Origin of the sequence: Halomicronema sp. CCY15110 (assembly GCF_016888165.1) — a bacterium.
Classification (GTDB): Bacteria; Cyanobacteriota; Cyanobacteriia; order Phormidesmidales; family Phormidesmidaceae; genus Halomicronema.
Map to the genome: position 1 here is coordinate 1 of NZ_JACSWC010000390.1, position 21,005 is coordinate 21,005.

The 21,005-nt window shown below is 57.2% G+C and carries 17 protein-coding genes and 1 pseudogene; 8 read left to right on the forward strand and 10 right to left on the reverse strand.

Features of this window, described 5'->3' with window-relative positions:
* The 3 genes and pseudogenes from JUK32_RS19375 to JUK32_RS19385 form a co-directional block, all read right to left on the reverse strand.
* A pseudogene (locus JUK32_RS19375) lies at window positions 1–723 on the reverse strand (hypothetical protein); the annotation flags it as partial.
* Between the two features lie 86 nt (window positions 724–809).
* Window positions 810–1,451 (reverse strand): hypothetical protein, encoded by a 642-nt coding sequence (locus JUK32_RS19380; protein ID WP_204140513.1) that lies wholly within the window; start codon window positions 1,449–1,451, stop codon window positions 810–812.
* A gap of 63 nt (window positions 1,452–1,514) precedes the next feature.
* Window positions 1,515–2,585, reverse strand: coding sequence for a 3-deoxy-7-phosphoheptulonate synthase (locus JUK32_RS19385; RefSeq protein ID WP_204140514.1), 1,071 nt, complete (start codon window positions 2,583–2,585; stop codon window positions 1,515–1,517).
* A 474-nt stretch (window positions 2,586–3,059) separates the two neighbouring features.
* Here JUK32_RS19385 and JUK32_RS19390 point away from each other — a divergent pair, with 474 nt between their 5' ends.
* Complete coding sequence (locus JUK32_RS19390; RefSeq protein WP_204140515.1) at window positions 3,060–3,923, forward strand: phosphatidate cytidylyltransferase; 864 nt, start codon at window positions 3,060–3,062, stop codon at window positions 3,921–3,923.
* Window positions 3,924–4,087: 164 nt separating this feature from the next.
* On the opposite strand, the gene JUK32_RS19395 is transcribed toward JUK32_RS19390, so the two are convergent.
* On the reverse strand, window positions 4,088–5,104 hold the full coding sequence (locus JUK32_RS19395; RefSeq protein WP_239112863.1) for an NAD(P)-dependent alcohol dehydrogenase: 1,017 nt from the start codon (window positions 5,102–5,104) through the stop codon (window positions 4,088–4,090).
* Between the two features lie 174 nt (window positions 5,105–5,278).
* Here JUK32_RS19395 and JUK32_RS19400 point away from each other — a divergent pair, with 174 nt between their 5' ends.
* Together JUK32_RS19400 and JUK32_RS19405 are read left to right on the forward strand one after the other, a co-directional pair.
* Window positions 5,279–5,965, forward strand: coding sequence for a TetR/AcrR family transcriptional regulator (locus JUK32_RS19400; protein ID WP_204140516.1), 687 nt, complete (start codon window positions 5,279–5,281; stop codon window positions 5,963–5,965).
* A gap of 180 nt (window positions 5,966–6,145) precedes the next feature.
* Window positions 6,146–7,243, forward strand: coding sequence for a WG repeat-containing protein (locus JUK32_RS19405; protein ID WP_239112865.1), 1,098 nt, complete (start codon window positions 6,146–6,148; stop codon window positions 7,241–7,243).
* A 63-nt stretch (window positions 7,244–7,306) separates the two neighbouring features.
* On the opposite strand, the gene JUK32_RS19410 is transcribed toward JUK32_RS19405, so the two are convergent.
* A complete protein-coding gene (locus JUK32_RS19410; RefSeq protein WP_239112866.1) occupies window positions 7,307–8,422 on the reverse strand; it encodes a SpoIID/LytB domain-containing protein in 1,116 nt (371 codons plus the stop codon).
* 84 nt (window positions 8,423–8,506) lie between these two features.
* Window positions 8,507–10,879, reverse strand: a complete 2,373-nt coding sequence (locus JUK32_RS19415; protein ID WP_309224588.1) for a transglutaminase family protein — start codon at window positions 10,877–10,879, stop codon at window positions 8,507–8,509.
* 6 nt (window positions 10,880–10,885) lie between these two features.
* On the opposite strand from JUK32_RS19415, the gene JUK32_RS19420 reads away from it, so the two are divergent.
* Window positions 10,886–11,827: a site-specific DNA-methyltransferase gene (locus JUK32_RS19420; protein WP_204140517.1), complete on the forward strand. Its 942-nt coding sequence runs from the start codon at window positions 10,886–10,888 to the stop codon at window positions 11,825–11,827.
* Between the two features lie 105 nt (window positions 11,828–11,932).
* The gene (locus tag JUK32_RS19425) at window positions 11,933–12,346 is read left to right on the forward strand and encodes a hypothetical protein (RefSeq protein ID WP_204140518.1); all 414 of its coding nucleotides are present in this window, start codon (window positions 11,933–11,935) and stop codon (window positions 12,344–12,346) included.
* A gap of 129 nt (window positions 12,347–12,475) precedes the next feature.
* On the opposite strand, the gene dnaK is transcribed toward JUK32_RS19425, so the two are convergent.
* The 4 genes from dnaK to JUK32_RS19445 form a co-directional block, all read right to left on the reverse strand.
* Window positions 12,476–14,392 carry a molecular chaperone DnaK gene (gene dnaK, locus JUK32_RS19430; protein WP_204140519.1) on the reverse strand — a complete coding sequence of 639 codons (1,917 nt, stop codon included), beginning with the start codon at window positions 14,390–14,392 and terminating at the stop codon, window positions 12,476–12,478.
* Window positions 14,393–14,722: 330 nt separating this feature from the next.
* Window positions 14,723–15,088 (reverse strand): DOPA 4,5-dioxygenase family protein, encoded by a 366-nt coding sequence (locus JUK32_RS19435; protein ID WP_204140520.1) that lies wholly within the window; start codon window positions 15,086–15,088, stop codon window positions 14,723–14,725.
* A gap of 69 nt (window positions 15,089–15,157) precedes the next feature.
* On the reverse strand, window positions 15,158–16,756 hold the full coding sequence (locus tag JUK32_RS19440; RefSeq protein WP_204140521.1) for an Hsp70 family protein: 1,599 nt from the start codon (window positions 16,754–16,756) through the stop codon (window positions 15,158–15,160).
* A gap of 262 nt (window positions 16,757–17,018) precedes the next feature.
* Complete coding sequence (locus JUK32_RS19445) at window positions 17,019–17,855, reverse strand: EI24 domain-containing protein (RefSeq protein WP_204140522.1); 837 nt, start codon at window positions 17,853–17,855, stop codon at window positions 17,019–17,021.
* Between the two features lie 126 nt (window positions 17,856–17,981).
* Between JUK32_RS19445 and JUK32_RS19450 the strand changes: the two genes are divergently transcribed.
* The 3 genes from JUK32_RS19450 (at window position 17,982) to dusA (ending at window position 20,912) form a co-directional block, all read left to right on the forward strand.
* Complete coding sequence (locus JUK32_RS19450; protein WP_204140523.1) at window positions 17,982–18,152, forward strand: hypothetical protein; 171 nt, start codon at window positions 17,982–17,984, stop codon at window positions 18,150–18,152.
* 224 nt (window positions 18,153–18,376) lie between these two features.
* Window positions 18,377–19,723, forward strand: a complete 1,347-nt coding sequence (accC, locus tag JUK32_RS19455) for an acetyl-CoA carboxylase biotin carboxylase subunit (protein WP_204140524.1) — start codon at window positions 18,377–18,379, stop codon at window positions 19,721–19,723.
* 154 nt (window positions 19,724–19,877) lie between these two features.
* Window positions 19,878–20,912 (forward strand): tRNA dihydrouridine(20/20a) synthase DusA, encoded by a 1,035-nt coding sequence (gene dusA / locus JUK32_RS19460; RefSeq protein WP_204140529.1) that lies wholly within the window; start codon window positions 19,878–19,880, stop codon window positions 20,910–20,912.
* Window positions 20,913–21,005 lie beyond the last annotated feature (93 nt).

Sequence of the window (21,005 nt, forward strand, 5' to 3'; positions counted from 1 at the left end):
GGTCAACTCATTTTGCGCCTGCTGCAAGACCGCCAAATTATTCAGCGTCATCGCGACGTCGGGCAAATAGGTGCGCGGGTTCTCCTCGGCTAGATTACGGCTGATGGCGAGATATTCTTCATACAGCGGCTTGGCGAAGTCAAAGCTGTTGTGCTTTTGCAAGAAAACGGCGTATTCAAATACTGCTGTGGGGGTGCGGGTGGCTTGCAGGGCGGCTTCAAAATACTCACACGATCGCTCAAACCAGTCGGGCTGGTGGTAGGCGATGGTTTGCAGGCGGGCTTTAATCAAAAATTCGTCGGCAATCTGAGCCTTGCCCTGGGCAATTTCGGTTTTTTCTTGGTCGAGCTGCTGTTCTCGCGCGTTCAGCCGTTCCAGGTCTTGGCCCATCTCCTCAGCGTTGAGGACGGCGTCGGCTGCGCGAAACTGACCCTGCTCAAAATAGGCTTTGGCCTGGGCCAGGCGTTCCGTGTCGATGGCGATTTTGCTAAAGGTTTCAGCCAGCTTTACCACGTTCTCTTTAAACGCTTCTAGCTGCTGCTCCAGCTCCGCCAGCTCGGCCCCCGCTTTCAGGGCTTTGTCGGTTTTGCCGGTAGCCTGGTACATTTCCACCAGCTCTTGCTTTTCCGCCAGGCGCTGCACCAACTCCTGATAGTCCACCGATTGAGTGACGAACTGAGCGTTGGTGATATTGCCGATGTTGTAAGTTTTGATGTCGCCCATCGTGGAATTGGAGATTGGGGAAATTGGTCGCCGGAGTGAGAAGGGGACGGTTCCTTTTGAAGGAACCGTCCCCTATGCCCGTTGCATCATTCAAAGGTGGCGGTGTCGATCTGGTCGATGTTGTAGGTTTTAGAGCTGTCGGTCACGGTGTTGCCATCGCCCACTACATTGCGGTTCCCGGTGACAGTGGTCGTGGTCGCCCCTGGGTCCGTCGTCGGGGCCGTTGCTGCCGCTTCACTCGGCGAGACCTCTATAAAGCCTTTGGCGGCCAGCTTATCGAGCTGATCGCCAAAGTGCCGCAATAGCGCATCAGGGTTGTCGTAGGTGGTTTTGTAATGCTTCAGCGTCTGCAATTGATCTTCAAAGGCCCAGAGACTTTGCAACTCTTCCCGGTTCGTGGTGGTCGGCGGTTTGAAGTAGGTGAAAATAAACGGCTTCTGGCTGGCAGAAAATTGCCCAAAAGCTTCGCCAAATTCCTGGGCGGTGTATTTGCCCACCTTGTTGTGGGCCAGCAGCACAAAAATATCGCTGTTTTTGATCGCCTGGTTGTATTCGCTCTGCAAGCCCCCCGCCGACATGGCATCCAAAAAGTCTTCCCAAATCTCCAAATGCAAGAAAATGCCTCGGTCAAACCAAGCTTTGCACTTGCGATAAATGAAGATCTCAAACTGGTCGCGATCTTCCTTGAGTTCGGAGGAGGAGGCGAGAAATAAGGTGACTTTTTGCATAGGGCGAAAGAAGTTGGGGTGAGCCATCACGTTTCTAGGCTACCCACGATTTCGCCAGGTTGGCTAGCGAGTCACCGCTTGGGAGGTAAAGGGGGCGATCGCCTTGGCCAGCTTTCTCAGCATAGTGGCCGTCTGATCAAAGCTGACGCAAGCATCCGTAATGCTCTGACCGTACTGAAGCTGCGACAAATCTTGGGGAATCGGTTGCTTCCCTTCCACCAGGTGACTTTCCACCATGACGCCCAGGATATGACGGCTGCCCGCCTTGACCTGTTGAGCAATGTTATCCAGCACATCCAGTTGCTTGCGGTGATCTTTTTGGGAGTTGGCGTGGCTGCAATCCACCATCATGCGAGGATTGATGCCCAGTTCAGCCAGCTCTTTAGCCGCTTGCTCGACATGGGTAATGTCGTAATTGGGGCCGTGCTTGCCCCCGCGCAGCACCAAGTGCCCGTCCGGATTGCCCGTAGTGGCCACAATGCTAGCCAAGCCGTGATGGTTGATGCCCAAGAAATGATGGGAACCGCTCGCGGCCAGCATGGCGTTCATGGCCGCCAGTAGGCTGCCGTCGGTGTTGTTCTTAAAGCCAATGGGCATGGAGAGGCCCGAGGCCATTTCTCGGTGGGTCTGGCTCTCCGTAGTGCGCGCCCCGATCGCTGTCCAGGCAATCACATCGGCAATGTATTGGGGCGTAATGGGGTCGAGCAGTTCCGTCGCCGCGGGCAGCCCCAAATGGGCCAAATCTAGCAGCAGTTTGCGGGCCAGTCGCAGGCCCGTATTGATGTCGTAGCTATCATCCAGGTGGGGATCATTGATCAGGCCTTTCCAACCAATATTGGTGCGGGGTTTTTCGAAGTACACCCGCATGACAATTTCCAGCGAGTCCGCCAGCTCATCCCGCAGTGGCGCTAGTTTCTGGCCATAGTCCAGCGCGGCATCAACATCATGCACCGAGCAGGGCCCCACAATCACCAGCAACCGACGATCTTCGTTGTAGAGGATGTTGCGAATGCGATCGCGGGTCTTGGTCACCAGTGCAGCTGCCGTCTCCGTCAGGGGCAGTTCGTGGTGAATCAACGCGGGACTCGCGAGGGGGCGGGTTTCAACAACGTGAAGATCTTGAGTCTTATGCATAAACTTTGATGATATTCAGAGCCGGGTTTCCAGTATCCCCCACCATTGTGGTCATTGTCTGGGGAATGTGAGCGCTTTATCGCTCAGAAGTGTATTCAGCTTATCGAAAATCTCGACCAGAGGGCCAGGGTGAATCACAATGATTCTCTTAAACAGTGTCCAGTCACCATCATCGGCCCAGTCCGCTCATGGACTTACCAAAATTGAGCCGAGCAGCGGTGAGTCGAGCGATCGCGATCGTCAAATCGGATTGGGAGGACGCGGTTTAACCAGGCCAGGCCGCGATCGTTGACGTTGGTTCCAGGCTTCCAGGCTCCAGCCCATCGTGGGCTTGATTCCCCCAAACGTTGGCACAACCATTCGGCTTAGGTCTACTATCATAAACCTGAGTATGCAACCATTCTTGGGGCTCGCTTTCTCTTCAAGACCGGGCCAACCATACCGTCAATTCTTATTGCTTGACTGCCCCACCCTATGCCCCTGACAAGAACGATCAGCGCACTCGTTGCCATTGTATTTGCCTTCCCCATTGTGGTCTTAGGGGGCTGGTATTTCACCCTGGCTTTTGGGGTCATTATCTTTTTAGGGCAGCGCGAAATTTTTCAACTGGTGCAGGCCAAAGGCATTTTGCCCGCCGCCAAAATCACCCTATTAGTGAGTCAACTGTTACTCATTTTTGCCCATGTGTCCCCCTCTCTGGCGAATGCTGTGCTGCCACTAGGGGGCACATTCATTTGCTTTTATTTACTTTTTCAGCCCAAATTTGCCACGATCGCCGATGTCGCCGCCTCCATCTTGGGACTGTTTTACGGCGGTTATCTGCCCAGCTATTGGGTGCGCCTGCGGGATCTCGACTCGCTCTCGACTTTGCCGTTAGAGGGATTTTGGCCCAGCTGGCCGCTGCAAGTGGCGACGTTGCCCACGGGCCTCACGGCGACCCTACTCGCCTTTGCCTGCATCATTGGGTCGGATATCGGGGCCTATATTGTTGGCCGCTGGTTGGGCAAAACGCCATTGTCAAACATCAGCCCGAAGAAAACGGTAGAAGGGGCCGTGTCGGGGCTATTCGTCAGCATCTTAATCGGCATGGTGGGTTCACAATTGCTGGGGTGGCCGTTTAGTCCCCTCTCTGGGGGCACGCTGGGCACCTTTATTGGCATCACCAGCCTGCTCGGCGACCTTACCGAATCCCTCATGAAGCGCGATGCTGGGGTCAAAGATTCGGGCGATTTGATCCCAGGGCATGGGGGCATTCTCGATCGCACGGATAGTTATGTCTTCACGGCTCCGATCGTTTACTACTTTGTGACCTTGCTGCTGCCGATCCTGGCTCGGTAATTCCTGCAAGGTCGGGACGCCACGCGGCCATCACCGCCTGAAACCGCCACGCGGCTGTACGGATAGGCCGCGGCAACCGACGGATGACGGACTGTTCAACGGGTAGCCGATAGGCCCTGTCGTCCTTTTGCCGCAAGGCTTTGATGACTAAATGATGACAGGCCCTAGAGCGTGATGGCGACTTTGCCCACCACCTGGCGTTGTTCGATCGCGCGAATGGCGTCGGGCACTTGAGCTAGGGGATAGGTGAGATCGCACAACGGCGTCACTTGCCCCGCCTCAATCATCGTTTTTAGCGTTAGCAAATCAGCCTGGTTCAGCGCGGCGGCGAGGCATTTCACCTGGCGATCGCGGCGTTTGCCCACCCACGGCCCGAGCAACATGGCTCGAAAGAAAGCCGCCGTCGAGCCGCCCACCATCACGTAAGTGCCGCCGGGTTTCAATGCCGGGAGATAGTCCGCAAAATCGCGATAGGCGGCGGTGTCGAGAATCAGGTCGTAGGGCTGATCGGGCTGGGTTAACGCTGGGTCACTGTAGTCAAGGGTGCGATCGGCTCCCAGTTGCTGCACCTGGTCAGTCTTGTGGGCGCTACACGCCCCGTTCACTTCGGCTCCCAGAGCCTTGGCAATTTGCACCGCAAACGAACCCACACCGCCCGCCGCGCCAATAATCAACACTCGCTGGCCCGGTTGCAGTTGGCCCACGTCGCGCAGGGCTTGCAGGGCAGAGACGCCAGAAACGGGCACGATGGCAGCGGCCTCGGCGGTGAGGTTGGTCGGCTGGGCGGCGATCGCAGTCTCGGGGGCGCAGACATATTCGGCAAAGCCCCCAAAGCCCGATTCGGACAGATCACCAAACACGCGATCGCCGGGTTGAAATTGAGTCACGTCGGCCCCAACGGCTTCGACCTCCCCCGCAATCGCACTGCCCAAAATTGGGTGCTTGGGCCGCCGCAGGCCACCGTAGATCAACCGAATCAAAAACGGTGTCCCCCGCATGAGGTGCCAGACCCCAGCATCCACCGAAGCGCTCCGAACTTTGACTAACACTTCAGTTTCTTGAGGGGTGGGCTTGGCGACCTCAACCAGACCCATAACTTCCGGGCCACCGTAGACGGTTTGGGCGATCGCTTTCATAGTTTGCACTTCAGTATTGGATGTCACAGCACTCATCACAGTCATCAAGTCACCTCCTATGGAAAAAGAATAGGGCCGACCGCTATTGCGTCCACCCTGACTTACACTGTAAGCTTAACTTACGGCGTAAGTTTGTCAATATGGAGAGCGATCACAATACTCGACAGCAGGTCAAACGACTGCGGCGGCGACGTTTTTGAGTGATGACGAAAGTTTGCGATGGCTAAATCTTCACCTTCGGAATCCACGGGCACGATGCCCCTGAGCCGCGATCGCATTTTGCAGGTGGCGCTCCAGCAAGCTGATGCGGAAGGGTTGGCGGCCCTCTCCATGCGCAAGTTGGCTCAGGCGTTGGGCGTCAAGGCGATGTCGCTCTACAATCACGTAGCGAATAAAGACGACATCATCGATGGCATGGTCGAGTTAGTGGTGGCAGAAATGGCGCTGCCCAGTCTGACCGTGGATTGGCAAACCGCCATGCGGCAGCGGGCAACCTCGGCCCATGCGGTGCTGCTGCGCCATCCCTGGGCAACGATGGCGCTAATGTCGCGGGTCAATGTGGGGCCAGCGATGCTGCGTTACATCGACGCGACATTGGGATGTTTGGTCGAGGCGGGGTTTTCGTACCCGCTGGCAGATTATGCGTGGAATGCGATCGACAGCCACACTTACGGCTTTACCCTGCAAGCACTGAACTTTCCCTTTGAGGCGGATGAATACGCCCAAACCGCCCAAGATTATGTGGCGATGATTCCCCCAGAGCGGTACCCCTATATGCATCGCCTGACGCAACAAGTCATGACCGGACAGCACAATGGCCTCCATGACTTTGAATTTGGGCTGAATCTGCTCCTGGACGGGCTCGAAAAACTTCGGGGTACCAATTCTCCTAATTCTGAGCCGTAGGCTAGCTGCGGCCCTTGGAGTTTTGCCGACCAATCATCCTGCGAGGACATCCCTGCTCTCTTCAGATGGCACCGCCGGGTTCAAAAGTTGCTGCGAATTGTGACGGATTGCCCCGAACTGAATTTTCTCCTGTCAGGTTAAAGGCAGCAATCTTTGAAGGCGCAGCCGCATTCTCGGGACATGGCATTTTTACGCTGGACGGCGCAGGTGATGATGAGTTGTGGCGGATTGGCGATCGCCGGATGCAGCCTGCCCGCCGCGCAGGGATCAGTGCCACCGTCAGCCGTGGTGGTAGAGTTCATAAGTCCCACTGTGATCGAGACTGCTCAGGTCATGCCAGAACCGCTGTTATTTGAAACCGCAACTGACTTTGCCGAAGGCTCAGCCGCCGTGCGCCTGGGTGAACGGCTGGGTTATATCGACACGATGGGCCAGTGGGTGACGACGATCGCCGATGCCAACGTTGAAGTCGCGGGCGCTTTTTCGGAGCAGTTGGCGGTGGCGCGGGCGGGCGATTATCACGGCTATATCGACCCCTCGGGCAACTGGGCCATTACGGTGCAATTTAAGCAGGCTAAGGATTTTGCCGAGGGTCTGGCAGCGGTACAGGGCGGCGAAAATTATGGCTTTATCAATTCCCAAGGCCAATGGGTCATCGAGCCGGAATTTGCCCTGGTCGAAAGCTTTACCGAAGGCTTGGCCGTGGTGAAGCAAAACAGTGTCTACGGGTATGTCAACCGGGACGGTGATCCGGTGATTGCACCTCAGTTCAAGGACGCCTGGCAGTTTTCGGAAGGCCGCGCCGTGGTGAAAGTAGATCGCCAGTATGGCTACATCGCTCCCGATGGCAGCATTGCGATTCCCCTCACCTTTGACGGCGCGTTCAACTTTTCGGAAGGGCTAGCCCGCGTACGTCAGGGCCAAAAGTGGGGCTTTATTGATACCCAGGGCGAGTGGGTGATTGAACCGGAGTTGGATTATGCGTCTGACTTTTCGCAAGGTCACGCAGTGGCGCTGCAAGGGGGCCAGTGGGGCTATATCGATCGCACGGGTGAGGTGGCGATCGCCGGTGAATTTGATTACGCCGCCGACTTCTCGGAGGGCATGGCCGCCGTGCAAGTGGCCGGACAGTATGGCTATATCAATTTGGCCGGAGAAGCGGTGATTGCCCCCACCTTTCAGAATGCGGGGCCGTTTTCCGAAGGATTAGCGCGAGTTCACCTGGAGCAAGGTTGGGGCTTTATCCAACCAGATGGCACTCTCCTGACCGCACCTTGACCATGGGGCAAAGCGATCGACCGGCATCCAAACAGTCGGAGATACTTTTCAGCGCTGGCTAGACTACTGTTCCACCACTAAGCGCGAGAGACTGGTACCGGGATAATACACGCCTAAGATTTGGTCGTAGCTATAGCCATTCACCGCGTGGTCTTTGGCACCGTGCTGGCTCATGCCCTGACCACCGTGGGCCTCTTGCACAATTTGGTCAGACGCCGCGTATAACGATTCGACAATACCGCCGTTGTAACTGATAAATTCACCAGCAGTTTCGACCACCGCGCGTTGGGTATTCACGGTCTCCAGGTTGATGCCTTTGTAAGCCTGGAAACGTTGGGTATTATCGAGATCCCAATAGTCGCTGGCGGGGCGCACATGGTGGGTCAGCGCATAGGAGCGTGCCGCCACGGCCTGGGCCTTGAGGGCTTCGAGGGGCCAGTGGTGATACATTTCACTGCCGACGACGCTGGAGAGGTAGTCGCCCAGGCGCACAAAGTTCACCGCCATTAACTGACCGCCATCGTTGTAAAGCAGCACCCGCCCTTTGAACCAGCCGTTTTTCACAAAGACGAAGCCGCCTGACTCCGCTTCTAACCACACGGCTCCGGGGAGTTGGCAATCGCCAAAGCTGATACCGGAGGCCGTAGGGTAAGCGGTCAGACTCGTTTGGGCGGTGATGTCGCAGTGGGTGGTGCCGTCGGTACTGATGCCCCAGCCCGGGGAGCTCGCCCCCACGGTCAGCGAGGAAACGTCGCGGGCAATGGCGACCCGCATTTCCAACACGTTGTCGATGACGTCGCCTTCTAGGGCGACGGTCTGGGCCTGAGGAGCCTGGGGTTGGGACGGGACAGAGGTGGCTCCAGCGGCACTGGAAGGGCTGGATGCGGTCTGTGCAGTGGGCAATGTGTCAGGCGCGGTCGAGTTAGCGATCGCGATTTGCCGCTGCGATCGCTGAATGCGGTACAAATCCACCACGGCCTGCCGCACGACGCCGGTACTGCGCCACAAGTTTTCTTCGGCTGGGGTGACTGCGCCGCCGCCGGTCGGTATTGCTTTGAGCATCAATGCGCCAGACAACAGAGCGCCGCTGGCAAAGGTCAGCCGCCGCAGGGGAAATTTGGGTTCGCGATGACACAATCGCTGAATTCGCTGCCACTCTTGGTGAAACTGCAACGCCATGGCTGCCTACCCACAATTACCACTGAAATTTATCAATACCTTGTATTGTGGCCTACTTTAACCGCAATGTGACAAAACTGACCACTACTCGCCACGCTGTTGCACCAATCGCAAGTCTAGCGTCATGGGGGCTTCGGGATGGACGACCAGCGGTGGCAACGGCTCTGGCACTGGGCCTTCGGTCACGGGCGTAAAGCGTTGCTGGAATCGCGATCGCGCCGCTTCTGGCGAGACCGGCAGCGTGGCGGCCTCGACGGGCTCGGGGTGGTAAATCATGCCGCCGAGGAACTGCGATTTCCCGGTATCAATCACGTCGAACCGCAGAGGTGCATGGGGGGTCAAAGCGGCATGATCCGTCGGCAGGGGCGATCGCGCCCGAAATCTCACCGCGCCCACATAGTCCCCGGCTACCCCCGTCGAGCGTAGGGGCACCCGATGACCATTACACAAAATGACGTATCGTTTAGCGAGGGTCCCGGCTTCGGGAGCATCGCCTACGGCCCCGGTGAGAAAGAGTTGCACCCGTTCCATCGAATTATCCACCGGGCGGGAGGTGCCCCCGCCCCCCGCATCCCCAATCACGGGCCAGGGCTCTAGGGCGGTGCGCAATTCCAACACCCGGGCGGGATTTTCGAATAGAGTAATTTTGCCGTTTTGGGGGAACCGGCGCAGCAAAAACGGGGTGAACCAGTCCAGCTCAAAGGGTAGGCCCGCCGTTTTCAGCTCCTTCAACACGATTTGAAAATCTTGAATTAAATAGTGCGGCAGTAGCCAGCGATCGCGCAGTTCTGGCCCCCACCGTTGGAGCGGTTGGGTAAAGGGCTGTTGCCAAAAGCGGGCGACCAGCGCCCGAATCAGCAACATTTGCAGCAGTCGCAGCCCCGTATAGGGCGGCATTTCAAACCCGCGAAACTCTAGCAGGCCCAGTTGCGCCGCCGGATTATAGGTGGGGTACAGCTTGTCGATGCAGAGGGCGGTGCGGTGGGTACTGCCCGTGACATCTTGCAACAGCGGACTGAGGAGACGATCCACCACTTCGGGGGCGATCGCTTTTCCGGGTGTCAAAGCCAAAAAGGCGAGTTCCAGTTCGTACAGGCTGTCGTGGCGGGCTTCATCAATCCGGGGGGACTGACTGGTGGGCCCAATGTATTGCCCGGCAAAGACGTAGGACAAACTGGGGTGGTGCTGCCAGTAGGTAATGAGACTGCGGAGGAGATCGGGTCGTTGCAGGAGGGGACTGCGCTCAGGCGTGGGGCCACCGATGGTGATGTGAGCGCCGCCGCCCGTCCCCAGCAATTGGCCGTCGCGACCATATTTTTCGCAAGAGAGACCACAGGCGATCGCTTCTTCATCCAAGGCGGCGTGCAACTGCACGAGTTCTGGCCATGTGGCGACGGGGTGGATGTTGACCTCTAACACACCAGGATCGGGCGTGAGCTTAAAGCCCTCAATGCCCTGATTCATCGGGGGGCCATAGCCGCTCAACTGCACAGGCTGATCGAGCACTTCAGCCGTCGCTTCAATAGCGGTGATGACATCGGCAAAGCTGCGGGCTGCAGCGATCGGCGGCAAAGACACCTGCACCCTGCCCTGTTCCACCGACACCACTAGGGCTAGCCGAATGCTGTTAGCGGGCGCTAAGGTCGATATCTGTTCGGGGCGAATGGGATCACTGTCCAAGGCAGGCTGGGCCTCGGACAACAGCTGGTCAGTGGCGGTGAGTTCAGTCCAGGGCAGCCGCAAGTCCACTGGCCCATCGCCCGGCACCAAGACCATGCCTTGGTCAAAACCCGTCCAGCGACAGCTTTGCCAGACCGGCGTGCCGTTCACTTCCGTGGTCAGCAGCGGCAGCACAAACCCAGCGGGCGCGGTTTCTTCGGTTTCGTAGGCGGCCATAATCGCCGTGTGGGGAATGGCGAGACAGGTAGCCAACTCTTGGATGAAGTTTTTGGCGGCAGCCCCGGTTTGCGGTTGAGCTGGTGGGGTGGGAGGAGCGAGCAGGTCGGCGTTGCGCCACAGGGGTTGCCCATCCAGTCGCCAAAAACACCCCAAGGCCCAGCGCGGATACGCTTCGCCGGGATACAGTTTGCCGATGCCATAATGCCGCAGGCTGCCAACCTGGTTTAAGCGATGTTCCAGCCGCAGTAACAGGGCTTCCGCTAGCTGCCGTTTTTCGGTGCCGAGAGCGGCGTAGCGCCATTGCACATCGGTGCGATCGCGGGCGGCAACGTAGGTCGGCTCACCGCCCATCGTCAGGCCAATCTGGGCAGCTTGCAACCGTTGGTCAAGCTGGTGACCCAGGGCGTCGATCGCAGCCCACTGAGAGTTGGTAAACGGCGGAATAGTCACAGGTTTCGTGCTTGGGCGATGCGTGCTAGGGGTAAATGGGGATGATGTCAGAGTTATCCTAGGGCAGCGTGGTCGGAACCGCGCTAAATTTTTGCGGACTTTTAGGATTGTGCTGTGTCGCCATCAAAACCGAAAGCCCCTCGCAATCGTACCCTGACGCTGTCGCCCGACGACGAGCAAATCTATGGCTCGCGGCTCCAACAGTTGACCCAGGCCACCACACTAGAGGCCGTGCTCGACACCACGGTGCAGCAAGACTGCCAAGGGGCGATCGCCCACCTGCCCACCGCCTGCGTCGATCTTCTTATACTCGACCCGCCTTACAATCTCCGTAAGAATTTCAACGGCCAATTGTTTCGCTCGCGATCGCCCGCCGACTATCTCACCTGGTTTGCGTCTTGGCTGCTGCCCCTCAAGCGCTTGTTAAAGCCTACCGCCTCGGTTTACGTCTGTGCCGACTGGCAATCCTCCGCCATTGTGTATCCGTTGCTGGCCGAACATTTCACCGTACGCAACCGCATCACTTGGGAGCGCGAAAAAGGCCGGGGGGCCAAAACCAATTGGAAAAACGCCGCTGAGGATATTTGGTTTGCCACCGTCTCCGATCGCTACACCTTTAACGTGGACGCGGTGAAGCTCAAGCGCCGAGTCATCGCGCCCTATCGCGATCGCCAGGGCACCCCCAAAGACTGGCAAGACTCCCAGCAGGGCCGCTTTCGCCTCACCCATCCCTCTAATTTATGGACGGATATTTCCGTCCCGTTTTGGTCAATGCCGGAAAATACTGACCACCCCACCCAAAAACCTGAAAAGCTACTGGCGAAGCTGATCCTCGCTAGCAGTCAGATCGGGGATGTCGTGCTGGATCCGTTCCTGGGTTCGGGCACCACGTCGGTGGTCGCCAAAAAGCTCCAGCGTCGCTACATCGGCATTGAGGTGAATCATGAATATTGCTGTCTGGCGGAAAAGCGCTTGGCCCTGGCGGAGAGCGATCGCCACATCCAGGGCTACACCAACGGCCACTTCTGGGAGCGCAACTCCGCCCCACCCCCATAGGCCGAGATCGTCAAATTGTCATCAAGATTCTTGAGCCTGACCGCAATTATGCGCTGAGTTTTGGCATACCTTATCAGGAGAAGGCGTTATCAGAGAGGAGTCGTCATGAAGCTGCTGAAAAAGATATTCGTCGGGCTGCTGCTGTTATGGGGACTCCCGCTCAGTATTTATTGTGTGGTTGAACTCTTAAACCCTGAGGTTTCATCCGAAGATAAAGAAGGGGCCGGAGCTGCCCTTGTCCTTTTCGGCTTGCCTCCCATCGCCGTTAGTGGGCTCCTGATTCACAGTCTGCGTCAACAGCACCAAGCCATTGAAGCGAAGAGCGATCGCGAAATTGAGCTCCTCTTTTTAACCGAAATTCAAGGCAACAATGGCATCGTCAACCCACTTATTTTTGCCACAAAGACCGACCTGTCTTTAGACGAGACCAAAGCCTACCTGGATGAAAAAGCCGTGCAGCTCAACGGGCTGTACGAAGCGACCGAGACCGGCGGCATCATCTACCGGTTCCCTATCTGAGCGCCCGAAAAATTGCCACAAAAAAGCGGATGGCGATCGCCATCCGTTTTTTCTTGCTAGCCGGAGCAAGCTTTTGGACTGAGCGTCGGGTCGGCAGGTTCCCGATTTAATCTGCCGACCCGTGAGACCTTACTTGTTCTCAGGCTCAGTAAATTCAGCGTCGATGACATCTTCACCACCAGTGGCACCCGCATCGCCAGCGTCACCGCCAGGCGCTTCGCCACCCGCAGCCGCATCAGGGCCACCCGCCTGCTGATACAGATTCGCGCTAATGCTATACAGCGCCTGCTGCACTTCCGTGGTTACAGACTTCATCTTGTCGTAATCTTCAGACGCCACAGCTTCTTCCAGCTCTTTGATCTGACCGTCAATCTTGGCCTTCTCATCAGCCGGCACCTTGTCGCCGAGCTCTTCAATCTGTTTCTTGGCTTGGTAAGCCAGCGTGTCAGCTTGGTTCTTGACCTCGACCCTTTCACGCCGCTCTTTGTCAGCGGCGGAATTGGCTTCCGCGTCTTTCACCATGCGATCGACTTCGTTGTCATCCAACGTTGACGCGCCCGTGATGCTGATGGTCTGCTCTTTACCCGTGCCCTTATCCTTCGCTGTAACGCTCAAGATACCGTTCGCATCAATGTCAAAGATGACTTCGATTTGCGGGACGCCCCGGGGGGCCGGAGGAATGCCGTCGAGGCGGAAGGTGCCCAGGCTCTTGTTGTCGTTCGACATTTCCCGCTCACCCTGGAGCACGTGGATCTCCACGTTGGTCTGACCATCGACCGCCGTCGAGAACGTTTCCGACTTCTTCGTCGGCACCGTAGTGTTCCGGGAGATGAGCTTGGTCATCACGCCACCCAAGGTTTCTACCCCAAGGGAGAGGGGAGTCACGTCCAGCAGCAAAATGTCCTTGACTTCACCGGCCAGCACGCCACCCTGAATCGCAGCCCCAATGGCCACCACTTCATCCGGGTTCACGGTCTGGTTCGGAGCTTTGCCCAGAATCTTCTTCACGACTTCTTGAACCGCTGGAATCCGGGTGGAACCACCGACCAAGACTACTTCGTCGATGTTTTCGCGGTTCAGCTTGGCATCTTTGAGAGACTGTTCAACCGGAATGCGGCAGCGATCAATCAGGTCAGAGACGAGTTCCTCAAACTTGGCGCGCGTTAGCGTCGTTTCCAAGTGCTTAGGACCGTCTTGAGTCGCCGTGATGAAGGGCAGGTTGATTTCTGCTTGACCGGCGCTAGAAAGCTCAATTTTGGCCTTTTCAGCCGCTTCCGTCAGGCGCTGCAAGGCTTGCTTGTCCTTCCGTAGGTCAATACCTTCGTTGCGCTGGAAGTCTTCCGCCAGGGAGTCAACGATTTTCTTGTCGAAGTCGTCACCGCCTAAGTGGGTATCACCTGAGGTCGACAGCACTTCAAAGACACCATCGCCCACTTCCAGAATGGAAACGTCGAAGGTACCCCCGCCCAAGTCAAAGACCAGGATGGTTTCGTTACTCTTCTTGTCCAGACCGTAGGCCAGGGAAGCCGCCGTCGGCTCGTTGATGATCCGCAGCACTTCCAGTCCCGCAATCTTGCCCGCGTCTTTGGTGGCTTGACGCTGGGAGTCATTAAAGTAAGCTGGCACCGTAATCACGGCCTGAGTGACGGTTTCGCCCAGGTACTTGCTGGCGTCGTCAGCCAACTTGCGCAGCACCTGTGCCGAAATTTCTTCGGGGGCGAACTGCTTGCCTGCTTGGGGGCAGTCCAATTTCAGGCTACTGCCCGCAGTCAAGACTTTATAAGCCACTTCAGTGGACTCGGTGCCGACTTCATCTACGCGGCGACCGATAAAACGCTTGACTGAATAAAAGGTATTTTCGGGGTTCATCACCGCGCCGCGCTTGGCAATTTGGCCGACGAGGCGATCGCCATTCTTGGCGTAAGACACCACGGATGGTGTCGTGCGAAACCCTTCAGCGTTGGCGATGACGGTGGGCTTACCGCCTTCCATCACGGCAACCACTGAGTTTGTAGTTCCGAGGTCGATTCCTACGACTTTTCCCATAGATTTGCTCCGGCTTAACAGCTATTCACAGTGTGCCGGGTCTATCGGATTCGCTGTAGGGGGGGATACCGAACTTGAGTGTAGGGAAACCGGAGGGCGATGGGCAACGGCGGGCGCGGACACGACGGACTAAGCACTGCACCAAGCGTCGAGGTCGCGATCGCGCAGGGCTGCGGGAAATTCGTCACAGAAGGCTTCAAAGGCAGTTTAATCAAGGGGGGTGGCTGCTGCTGGCGCACAGCATATCGACAGCGGTCAAGTCTGAGCATAAGCGTCATAATCGGTTGCCTGCCTTTGGCAAACCCTCCTTGAGCAATACCAAAACTTTCTTTAGGCTACAGGTGCTTCTTTAAAGAAACTCAGCACTAGCGGTTGTGGCGTGCCGAGCCACATAGCGTGGTCCGTGTGGTCGGCAACATCATCCCCAGTGACCCCGTGGACTAAAACATTAAGCCCGTTGCGGTGGTGTTCTAACCAGAGCATCACCGCATCAAATTGAGTTGATGTAAACGAGAGTTGGCAGCTCCAACAGGGATGGGGACCGACGAGTTTACGGTGAACTCGTCCAACTGAGATGTTTAAAGTCTTTCCCGCTGACACGCACAGCTGTTCTGCTTGCTCTACCGTTTGTTCGTTGAAATAAACATGCGCGTGGTAAGCCGCGTAGCGATTTTCGGGTCTTGCGATCGCGTCCATAGCACCTCCTCTAAAGCGAGTTTTCGGAACGCTTATAGCCTAAGCCAGACGCTTGCAATCTGACTCAGATTAGCTCAGTTGAACGACGGGCTGATTTTCCAGCAGGGTGTCGCCCGTGAGGATGTCGTCCACGGTAATGCGCAGGGTGCGATCGCCACCCACGGCAAACTGTACGCGGATGCGATCGCTGCCCGGCACCCCTAGCGGCTCCAGTTTGGCGATGGTGCGTCCGGCTCCGGTATCGTTGAGGGGCTGCACCTGCTGGGCCTCTTTTTGCGATTGGCGAGTGACCAAGCGATCGCCCTCAAAAAAAACTTCCGTGGTGACTAGAGCGTCTTCGTTGCCTAGTTCGCCAATCACGAGTTCAATGCTGGGCTGATTGTCGGTGGAAGCGCCCAACACAATCTCGACGGGTTCCGGTGAGGGATAGGGTTGCCCCGAGCGAATGATCGGCTGCCAGCCGTGGCGACGGTTCCGTCGATCCCAGTAACGGATACCGTAGCTGTGATACAGAAAGTCGGTAAGTTCGATACCCTGCTGCACCTGCAAAGCGCCTTCGGCCACGGCGGTAAAGGGGCGATCGCCGCGAATCTTCTCCTTAGGAAAATAGCCGGACAGCCACTGCTGCACCGCCGGAATTTGCGCCGTGCCCCCCACTAGCAACACCGCGTCAATGTCCTCGGTGCTGAGGCCCTGGCGGCGGCCCTGCTGCAAGATTTGCTCCAGGCAGCCATCTAAGCGGTCGAAAAACTGTCGCTGCCGCAGAACGTCTTCAAAGGTAGCGCGATCGAGCTTGAGGGTAAGGCTTTCCAGCGTTTCGTCATCAAAGAAGCTCTCGGTTGCCTGAGCCTGGTCGGAAAGCTGAATTTTCAACCGCTCAACCAGCCGTTGTGTCAGAGGCGTCACGGCAATCCCCTGCTGGGCTTGAAAATAATCGGCCAGCCAGTTATCGATGTCGGCCCCGCCCAGATTTTCCCCCGCTTTAGCCAGCACTTTGGCCCGCTGTGGTTTCTGCGACGAGGACTCGGCCAGGGACTGGTTGCCCCAGCGCAGGATGAACCCCAACGGCTTGCGGTTGGCCGCGATCGCCAGTTCCACTAGCGAAAAATCCAGGGTGCCGCCGCCAAAGTCCATCACCAGCACCGTCTCTTCTTGCTGAATGCCGTAGCCCAGGGCCGCTGCGGTCGGTTCATCCAACATCCGCACCTGCTGCAAGTTGAGCGCTTCGCAGGTTTGTCCCAGCCAGTGGCGATATACCTCAAAGCTGTCTACTGGAACGGTGAAGATAATCGAATCGGCGCTACCCTCTTGGGCCTGAAGGGTGGCGATCGCCTCGGTCAAAAACCAACTGCCAATTTGCTCAAACGAGACGGTGCGACCATCCAACTCCGGCAAAAAGCCTTGAATGGCGGTGCCAATCCCGCGTTTGAAATTGCGGAAAAAGCGGTTGTCGGTACTCACGTCTAAGCCGCGATCGCGCACCTGCTGACCAATCTGCACGGTGCCCGCCGCTGCATCTTTGACGTAGGCCAGCGACGGCACCAGCGGCGGGTTGTTGCCCAACTGCTGCGCCAGTCCCGGTAAGGCAATCACCTCTGGAGACTGGGTCGCACTGTTCCAGCGGGTGATGACGGTGTTACTGGTGCCAAAGTCGATCGCAAAGGTCATGAATGGGGGAGTGTGAGGGTGGCAGGGTGTGAGGGTAGCAGGGTATGAGGGTGGGAGCCTGCTCGAAGGACTTGGGTGGCAGAGCGGAGAATTTCGAGTCTGGGCCAGCGCCACCTAGGCAGAGGTCTATGCTTTTGGTGACTTTTATTAACGCATTTCAATGGGTCGGAGATCAAGTCTCTTCGGCTGACTTGCAACGCCCCAACGACCCAGCCACCCAGTCACCCAACGACCCTCATACCCTGCGATCCAGTTACCTACCCTAGGAAGAGGCCTCCTCGGGTAGCGGCTGGAGGATGCGATCGCAGAAAAACAGTGTCCCCGAAGCCACACACACCGGAATCGCCAGCAGATTCATAAACGGAATGCTGACCAGAAAGAAGCTGGCGAGGGCGAAACTGCCACTGGCGGGCAACCCGCGCAACACGATACCGACTTTTTGGCGAAACTTCAGACGACGCCTTTCCAACGGCGCGTCGAACATATCCAGACAGATCAGCAGAGACGCCAGGGCGATGCCGCTAGCGGTGGCAAACAGCGTCCCCAACCCTGGCAAAAAGTTGAGCAGCAGCAGCGGCAGACCCACACAGGCGAGCAGCAGCAGCTTCTTCAATTCAAACAGGATGGCGCGCCAAATATCGATCAAGATCGCCGCCATCCCCATCGACTCGGGCACTTCAAGCTTACCTGCCCGTAAAATTTCGATCTTCTCGGAAAGCTGACCGTAGAAGGGGGAGCCCAGAATGCCACCAAATTGCAGCAGCACAAACCCCAAAATCACGAACAGCACCAAAATCAGCAAGAACTGAATGACGGGAGCCAGCAGCTCCACGGTCGTATCGAGCCAGGCGGGTTCTAGCCAAGTGGTGAGGCGCAGCGTCAAATCGCTGATCACCCGTCGTCCCCACCAAATGCCCAGGGAATACAGCACAGTCCCCAGCAAGATATTGATCACCAGCGGCACGATGACGTAGGGGCGTAGCGACTGGTGTTGTTGAAACAGTCGTAACGCCCGCAGGGGATAGGTAAAGCCAATCACGATACCAGGAATGCCCCCGCCGCGAGGCCGCAGCCGTTGGGTAACGTCGATTTTCTCCATGAATCAGCCGATTTGGCACAACTGCTTTCCATCTTGCCCTGCAATCGAGTCTTTGCGGTAGCTGAACTCTCCGGATCGGGGTGGGGTGGGCCGAAAAGTGAAGTGTTCCTATATTTCAGAACGGCTATGAAAGCAATAATGTTTGGCACCTTGACGATCGCGATCGCGGCGGCCACTGTGACGACTTTGAGTGGGGCGATCGCCCCCACCGCTAGCCAATCTCAGTTCGACGCGACGGATTTAGTCAGCCGCGGCTATATTTATCGCGGCACAGGCCGCCGCCAGATTCTGTCATAGCTGCGGTCACCAAAAACCCTGGCGGTAACCGGCGCGTTATCGCCACCGCACAATCATCTCCGTCAAGCGTTCGCCCGCTATCTAGGCCCCGGCCCCATGGTAGGATTAGCTACCGTCATCCGGTTTAAGGCTGGGCTCGATAGCGCCCTCATCATCCTCAGGTTAGCTATCGAGTGAGCCGTTGAGCCGCTGTTTCTTTTGCTGCTGAGGGCACTACGAGTCGAATGCGCTTTTCCAAAATTTTGATTGCTAACCGTGGGGAAATTGCGCTCCGAATTCTCCGCACCTGTGAAGAAATGGGCATCGCCACGGTGGCGGTACACTCCACCGTCGATCGCCACGCCCTGCATGTGCAGCTCGCCGACGAATCCGTTTGCATCGGTGAAGCCCTCAGCAGCAAGAGCTATTTGAACATTCCCAATATCATCGCGGCGGCGCTGACCCGAGGTGTGGAAGCCATCCATCCCGGCTATGGATTTTTGGCGGAAAATGCCCGCTTTGCCGAAATTTGTGCCGACCACAACCTGACTTTTATCGGCCCGACCCCGGCATCGATGTTGGCGATGGGCGACAAGTCCACCGCCAAAGAAACCATGCAGCGGGTCGGCGTTCCCACCATTCCGGGTAGCGACGGCTTGTTGAAAAGTGCAGCCGAGGCGAGAGCGATCGCGGATGACATCGGCTATCCAGTGATGATTAAAGCCACCGCAGGCGGCGGCGGTCGCGGCATGCGGCTAGTCAAACACGCCGACGAACTTAAAAAGCTATTCTTCGCCGCCCAGGGCGAAGCGGAAGCCGCGTTTGGCAACCCCGGTGTCTACCTGGAAAAGTTTGTCGAAAAGCCGCGCCACGTTGAGTTTCAGATTTTGGCCGACAGCCACGGCAATGTGATTCACCTGGGGGAACGGGATTGCTCCATTCAGCGACGCCACCAAAAGCTATTGGAAGAGTCCCCCAGTCCCGCGTTGAACCCGGAATTGCGGGAAAAGATGGGTGACGCCGCCGTCCGAGCGGCCCAATCGATCAACTATGTCGGGGCGGGCACCGTGGAGTTTTTGGTGGATGCTTACGGCGATTTCTACTTTATGGAGATGAACACCCGCATCCAGGTGGAGCATCCCGTCACGGAGATGGTCACGGGGATCGACCTGATTGCTGAGCAGATTCGCATAGCCCAGGGCGATCGCCTCGCCATCACGCAAGATCAGGTGAACCTACAGGGACATGCGATCGAATGTCGCATTAATGCCGAAGACCCCAAGTACAACTTCCGCCCCGCCCCAGGCCGCATCAATGGCTATCTGCCCCCTGGCGGCCCCGGTGTCCGCATCGATTCCCACGTCTACACCGACTACGAGATTCCCCCTTACTACGATTCGCTAGTCGGCAAGCTCATCGTGTGGGGGCCGGATCGCCCCACCGCAATCCGGCGGATGAAGCGAGCGCTACGGGAATGCGCTATCACCGGACTGCCCACCACGATTCCCTTTCACCAAATGGTGTTAGAAAACCCCGATTTCCTCGCTGGGGAAGTGTATACGAACTTTGTCAATCAATTACTGGGTATTTAAACCGGAGCGGGCGATCGCCTCGCCGAGGTTACCAGTCCTTGCGCCCTCCAGAAAATGCTCCGGGACGAGCGCTCCAGCCAGCCCACATTCTCACTATCGGCAACCCCAGCTTTAGGTTAAGTTGGAAGACCGTTCAACCATCTTTTTTGTCGGCATGACCGTCCTTGCTTCCCCAAATTCAATCCCTGGCCCAAACTCGGGTGTGGGTTATGCCGTCAGCATTGCGCCCATGATGGATCGCACCGATCGCCACTATCGGTATTTCATGCGGCAAATCACCCAGCGAACGCTGCTGTATACCGAGATGGTGACGGCTCAAGCCATTAAATATGGCGATCGCGATCTCCTGCTCGGCTTCTCTCCCGCCGAAAAGCCCCTGGTGCTGCAAGTCGGTGGCGACGATCCCCAGCTACTGGCGGAGTGCGCTCGCATTGCTGAGGACTTCGGCTATGACGAAATTAATTTGAACGTGGGATGTCCGAGTGATCGCGTGCAGAGTGGCAATTTTGGCGCTTGTCTGATGGCGCAGCCGGAACTCGTGGCGGAGTGCATCGCCGCAATGATGGCCGCCACGACGATTCCCGTCAGTGTGAAGCACCGCATCGGGGTTGACGACCTCGATAGCTATGACGCCCTGACAAAATTTGTAGAAACCGTCGCCGCAACAGGCTGTCAGCGGTTCACCGTCCATGCCCGCAAAGCGTGGCTCAAAGGACTCAGCCCTAAGGAAAACCGCACTGTGCCGCCCCTGCGCTACGAAGACGTATATCGCCTCAAGCGCGACTTTCCCCACCTTTGGCTTGAGATCAACGGCGGCATCAAAACCCTGGCCCAGACTCACGCTCATCTAGCCCAAGTCGATGCGGTGATGATTGGCCGCGCTGCTTACGAGACGCCTTATCTGTTTGCGGAGTACGATCGCCAATTCTTTAGCAGCAAAGAGGCGGTGAAAACGCGATCGCAGATCGTCCACGCCATGCTGCCCTACATTGACCACTGGACCGCCCAGGGACTCAAGCTCAACAGCATCACCCGCCACCTGCTGATGCTGTTTCACGGACAGCCGGGGAGCCGCTCCTGGCGACGCCTGATCACTGAAAATGCCTGCCTGCCGGGGGCCGGGAGCGCGGTGCTCAAAGAGGCTTTGGCCGCAGTTGAACAGGCCGCCCATCCCTCGGTCTTGGTGTGAGGTTAGGGATCTGCACCTAAAAAAAGTACCCGTTCAATCCGGTTTCGACTTCGCTCAACCTACCAGTATCGAGAGTTGAGCGGAGTCGAAACT

Bases quoted from the DNA above. Each gene is read 5' to 3' on its own strand.
- JUK32_RS19445 (WP_204140522.1), bottom strand. From the start codon at position 17,855: ATGGAGAAAATCGACGTTACCCAACGGCTGCGGCCTCGCGGCGGGGGC.
- accC (WP_204140524.1), top strand. From the start codon at position 18,377: ATGCGCTTTTCCAAAATTTTGATTGCTAACCGTGGGGAAATTGCGCTC.
- JUK32_RS19450 (WP_204140523.1), top strand. From the start codon at position 17,982: ATGAAAGCAATAATGTTTGGCACCTTGACGATCGCGATCGCGGCGGCC.
- JUK32_RS19410 (WP_239112866.1), bottom strand. From the start codon at position 8,422: ATGGCGTTGCAGTTTCACCAAGAGTGGCAGCGAATTCAGCGATTGTGT.
- JUK32_RS19400 (WP_204140516.1), top strand. From the start codon at position 5,279: ATGGCTAAATCTTCACCTTCGGAATCCACGGGCACGATGCCCCTGAGC.
- JUK32_RS19390 (WP_204140515.1), top strand. From the start codon at position 3,060: ATGCCCCTGACAAGAACGATCAGCGCACTCGTTGCCATTGTATTTGCC.
- JUK32_RS19435 (WP_204140520.1), bottom strand. From the start codon at position 15,088: ATGGACGCGATCGCAAGACCCGAAAATCGCTACGCGGCTTACCACGCG.
- dnaK (WP_204140519.1), bottom strand. From the start codon at position 14,392: ATGGGAAAAGTCGTAGGAATCGACCTCGGAACTACAAACTCAGTGGTT.
- JUK32_RS19385 (WP_204140514.1), bottom strand. From the start codon at position 2,585: ATGCATAAGACTCAAGATCTTCACGTTGTTGAAACCCGCCCCCTCGCG.
- JUK32_RS19440 (WP_204140521.1), bottom strand. From the start codon at position 16,756: ATGACCTTTGCGATCGACTTTGGCACCAGTAACACCGTCATCACCCGC.
- dusA (WP_204140529.1), top strand. From the start codon at position 19,878: ATGACCGTCCTTGCTTCCCCAAATTCAATCCCTGGCCCAAACTCGGGT.
- JUK32_RS19395 (WP_239112863.1), bottom strand. From the start codon at position 5,104: ATGACTGTGATGAGTGCTGTGACATCCAATACTGAAGTGCAAACTATG.
- JUK32_RS19405 (WP_239112865.1), top strand. From the start codon at position 6,146: ATGGCATTTTTACGCTGGACGGCGCAGGTGATGATGAGTTGTGGCGGA.
- JUK32_RS19380 (WP_204140513.1), bottom strand. From the start codon at position 1,451: ATGCAAAAAGTCACCTTATTTCTCGCCTCCTCCTCCGAACTCAAGGAA.
- JUK32_RS19425 (WP_204140518.1), top strand. From the start codon at position 11,933: ATGAAGCTGCTGAAAAAGATATTCGTCGGGCTGCTGCTGTTATGGGGA.